Origin of the sequence: Pseudonocardia lacus (assembly GCF_018531445.1) — a bacterium.
Lineage (GTDB): Bacteria > Actinomycetota > Actinomycetes > Mycobacteriales > Pseudonocardiaceae > Pseudonocardia > Pseudonocardia lacus.
Map to the genome: position 1 here is coordinate 1 of NZ_JAHDTH010000342.1, position 4,791 is coordinate 4,791.

The following is a 4,791-nucleotide window of genomic DNA, read 5'->3' on the forward strand; positions in this document are numbered from 1 at the left end:
CCGGCTGCGCGGCCGGGGCGGCCGGGGGGACGGCCGGGGGGATCGGCGGCGCGCTCTTGATCGTCAGCGGGCTGGCCGGCGGGGCGGCGGCGACGCCGCGGTCGGCCAGGCGCTCGGAGACCTGCTCGGAGATCTGGTCGGCGCGCCGGCGCTCGCGGACCCGGATGAGCACCAGCATCGAGATGCCGTAGGCGACGCCCAGGATCACCAGCACCACGCCGAGCTTGACGATCAGCGTCTGCAGCGCGTCGCCGGTGTCGATGTCGATCACCGAGATGATCGCCAGCACGCCCAGCGTGACCAGGTGGAACAGCACCGACAGCAGCATGTTGACCGAGTGCGTCACCTTGGCGTCCTGGAACACCTCCTGCAGGAACGGCTCGCCGGCCCGCACCAGCAACCGCCCGATCAGGAACGTCAGGGCGATCGAGATGACGAGCAGCAGGACGTACTGGGCGGTGTCGTTCATCGGGCTCCCCCTGGAGGCTCGGAACGGGCGAGAGCGGTGCTGCTCGACCCGACGTGAGCGGGTACCCGGCCGCAGCGTCCTCTACTCGAAGCGGTGAGATCAGCGTAACGCTTCGGAACCGCGCCGACCGGGTGCCGATCCGCCGGCCGGAGGGGTCCCGCGGTGCGGGTCGACCGGGGCTGTCGACCGCCCGTAACGCGCAGGTCATGCGGGTGGCCCACACCACGTGCGCGCGGCGTGGGCGGCGCCACACGGAAAGCGCTTACATCCGTTCTGAATCGATTACATGATCGGTCTTGTGAGGCGGCCGACAGCATCGGCGGTGTAGCTCACCCCGTGTCCCGGGTACCTTCGAGCCACACCTTTCCACGAGCACACCCGAGCCGATCGGCCGCGGGTGTGCGCAGCATTTCCCGGGGCCGGGAGACCGGCGAGGAGCGAGGACGATATGACAGCGATGACCGTGCCAGGAATCGACGATGCGCCCGTCAAGAACGCTCGCCTGCTCTCCTGGGTGCGGGAGGTCGCTGAGCTCACCACCCCCGACAACGTGGTGTGGTGCGACGGGTCCGACGCCGAGTGGGACCGCATGACGAGCCGGTTGGTCGAGGCCGGGACGTTCATCAAACTGAACGAGCAGAAGAAGCCGAACTCGTTCTACGCCGCTTCCGATCCCGATGACGTGGCGCGCGTGGAGGAACGCACCTACATCTGTTCGGTCGACGAAGCCAGTGCCGGTCCGACCAACAACTGGATGGACCCGGCCGAGATGAAGTCCATCATGACCGAGCTGTACCGCGGGAGCATGCGCGGCCGGACGATGTACGTCATCCCGTTCTGCATGGGGCCGCTGGACGCCGAGGAACCCTTCCTCGGCGTCGAGATCACCGACTCCGAGTACGTGGTCTGCTCGATGAAGATCATGACCCGGATGGGTGCCGACGTGCTGCCGCTGCTCGACGGCCCGGCGGGCGACCGGTTCGTGCCGGCCCTGCACTCGGTGGGCGCCCCGCTCGAGCCCGGCCAGCAGGACGTCCCCTGGCCGTGCAGCGAGACCAAGTACATCACCCACTTCCCGGAGACCCGGGAGATCTGGAGCTACGGCTCCGGCTACGGCGGCAACGCGCTGCTGGGCAAGAAGTGCTACGCGCTGCGCATCGCCTCGGTCATGGCCCACGACGAGGGCTGGCTCGCCGAGCACATGCTGATCCTCAAGCTGATCAGCCCGGAGGAGAAGGCCTACTACGTCGCCGCGGCGTTCCCGTCGGCCTGCGGCAAGACGAACCTGGCGATGCTGCAGCCGACCATCCCCGGCTGGCGCGCGGAGACCGTGGGCGACGACATCGCCTGGATGAAGTTCGGCGAGGACGGCCGCCTCTACGCGGTCAACCCCGAGTTCGGCTTCTTCGGCGTCGCCCCGGGCACCAATTGGAAGACCAACCCCAACGCGATGCGCACCATCGAGCAGGGCAACTCCCTGTTCACCAACGTCGCTCTCACCGACGACGGCGACGTCTGGTGGGAGGGCCTGGAGGGCGATCCGCAACACCTCACGGCCTGGACCGGCCAGGAGTGGACGCCCGATTCGGACTTCCCGGCCGCGCACCCGAACTCCCGCTACACCACGCCGATCTCGCAGTGCCCCGTCGTCGCACCCGAGTGGGACGACCCGGCCGGCGTGCCGATCTCGGCGATCCTGTTCGGCGGCCGGCGCAAGACCACCGTCCCGTTGGTCACCGAGGCCCGCGACTGGCAGCACGGCACCTTCATGGGCGCCACGATGTCCAGCGAGAAGACCGCGGCGGCCAAGGGCGGCCTCGGCCAGGTCCGCCGCGACCCGATGGCCATGCTGCCGTTCCTGGGCTACAACGTCGGCGACTACTTCCAGCACTGGGTGAACGTCGGCAAGGGCGCCGACGCCGACAAGCTGCCCAAGATCTTCTACGTGAACTGGTTCCGCCGCGGCGAGGACGGCCGCTTCCTGTGGCCCGGCTTCGGCGAGAACAGCCGCGTGCTCAAGTGGTGCATCGAGCGGATGGAGGGCAAGGCCTCGGCCACCGAGACCGCCATCGGCTACGTGCCCACCGCCGAGCAGATGGACCTCAGCGATCTCGACACCCCCATCGCCGACGTCGAGGCCGCGCTGGCCGTCGACGCCGAGGAGTGGAAGGCGGAGATCCCGCTCATCGAGGAGTGGTTCGAGGTCGTCGGCGACCGCCTGCCCACCTCCATGCGCGACGAGTTGGAGGCGCTGAAGCTCCGGCTCGGGGCGTAGTCCCGCCGAACGACACGAGAGCGGCTCCCGTCCGACGTCGTCGGACGGGAGCCGCTCTCGTCGTGTCGAGCCCCGCTACCGCTCGTCGGCCGTGCCGCGCTGTTCGGCGCTGCCACCCCTACCTCACCCGCACCAACGGATGTGTCCGGCTGCCGGCCGGGTGAGGGCGGCCGACCGGACGTCGCGGCGGACGGACGTCCGGCCGCAGGGCGATTGCCGCGGACCCGATCGAGCGGCAACATTCCGTCGATCAGTGTCATACGCAGGGTGATCGGCACCGATCGGGGCCGGCTACTCGCGGGAGGTGGAAGCGTGGTGGACGCCGCGGCGACGGACGCCGTCCCGAGCGACGAGGCCGACCTGGCCGCCTTCGTCGACCGGCTCGCCGCAGGCGGGTCCGACCGGGCCACCGCGCTGGCCCACACCGAGGTCCGCCGCGCCATCGCCGCCGGCGCCCCGCCGCCCGGCCTGCGCAGGCTGGTCGAGGCGCTGGCCGCGTCGGTGACCGAGCTGCCGCCCCCGCGCCGCCCGGCCGACGACCCGGCGCCGGTGGTCGAGGCCATGCGGTCCACCGCCCTCGCCGTCCTCGACGACGACGACCCGGCCCGGGTCGCCGACGTGGTGGCCGCGCTGGTGGCCGACGGGCACCGCGTCGTGGTCACCGCCGACGACGCCCCGGCCCTCGGCGCGGTGCGCGACGCCCTGCCCCCCGACGCGGCCCGCCGCGCGGTCGACCGCATCCCCGCCCTGCCGCCGGCCGACCTGCGCGAGCTGCGCAGGCTGCTGGCCTGCTCCACCCCCGCCCGGCGCGCCCGGGCCGACCAGGAGCTGCCCGCACCCGACGCGGTCCCGCCGCCGTCGGCGGTCGCCGAGCTGTGCGCCCGGGTCACCCGGGTCTCCACCGCGCCGCCCGCGGAGGGCACCGAGACGGTCCCCGCGCTGCTCGACGACCTCGACCCCGCACGCCGCTCCGCCGTGGTGGCGGTGGCCGCCGCGGTGAACCGGGCGGTGGCCGCGCTGCCCCCGCGCGAGCGGCACCCGTGGGCGTGGCGGCTGCTGCCCGACCTCGTGCACAACACCCACGGGGCCGTCGAGGACCTGCTGGCCGACGCCTCCGCCGCCGTCCGCGAGCTGGACGCGGTCCGCGACAGCCCGGCGGTCACGGTGACCGGCCGGCTCCCCGAGAACGCCCCGGACCTGCTGGGCCGGTTCCTGGAGTTCCTCGACGGCGGCGGCCGCGTGCGCTCCTACTTCCGCTCCCCGGCCCAGCGCGACGTCGACCCGCTGCTGGCCCGCCTCGACGTCGGCGGCCGCCGCCCGGAGTCCGCCGCCGACGTCCGGCGGGTGACCGCGCACCTGACGACCGCGGCCCGGCTGCGCCGCGTCGACGAGCTGTGCACCGGGCTCGGCATCGGCCCCCCGCGCACCGAGGACGAGCTCGTCGAGCTGGCCGGCGAGCTGGAGGCGGTGGTGGCGGCCGCGCGGGCGGTCGGCGCGCTGCGCCACGAGGTGCTCTTCCTGGCCCCGCAGTCGCCGGTCGCGGTGCCCGACCTCGACTCCGCCCTGCGCGTCGCGACGGCGGTGCTGGCCGTGCAAGAGCGCGGGTCGGTGCTGGACACCTGCCGGCGCCTCGACCGGATGGCCGACGAGCTGGCCCGCCGCACCCCCGTGCGGGCCATCACCCCCGAGCACGTGCGCGCCGTCGCCGCCCTGCGCAAGCGCGACGCCGACGGGTACGCCGAGGCCGTCGCCGGGTTCGGGCCCGCCCGCCGCGAGATCCGGGACGAGACCCGCTGCCGGGCCCTGCTGGCCGCACTGGCCACTGCCGCGCCCGACCTGGCCGAGGCGTGGGCCGGCCCCTCCGACGACCCCGCCGCGGCCCCCGGTCCGTTCGGGCTGGCCGCGTTCGTCACCACGGAGCGGCTGCTGGGCGCCCTCCCGCCGCCCGACAGCGCCGACGTCGTCGTCGTGCACCGGGCGGGCGGCCTGGGCGTGCCGCGGCTGCTGCTGGCGGCCGTGGCGCCGCGCCTGCTGGCGACCGGCGGCC

At 73.5% G+C, this 4,791-nt stretch carries 2 protein-coding genes and 1 pseudogene; 2 read left to right on the forward strand and 1 reads right to left on the reverse strand.

From position 1 onward, the window contains the following. On the reverse strand, window positions 1-469 hold a 469-nt coding region (locus KIK08_RS37325; protein ID WP_214408035.1), incomplete at its 3' end, for a hypothetical protein. Window positions 470-917: 448 nt separating this feature from the next. Here KIK08_RS37325 and KIK08_RS37330 point away from each other — a divergent pair. Beyond that, on the forward strand, window positions 918-2,744 hold the full coding sequence (locus KIK08_RS37330; RefSeq protein WP_214408036.1) for a phosphoenolpyruvate carboxykinase (GTP): 1,827 nt from the start codon (window positions 918-920) through the stop codon (window positions 2,742-2,744). Window positions 2,745-3,056: 312 nt separating this feature from the next. After that, window positions 3,057-4,791 (forward strand): annotated as a pseudogene (locus KIK08_RS37335) (hypothetical protein); the annotation flags it as partial.

Coding starts and splice junctions, on each gene's coding strand:
- KIK08_RS37330 (WP_214408036.1), top strand. CDS start 918: ATGACAGCGATGACCGTGCCAGGAATCGACGATGCGCCCGTCAAGAAC.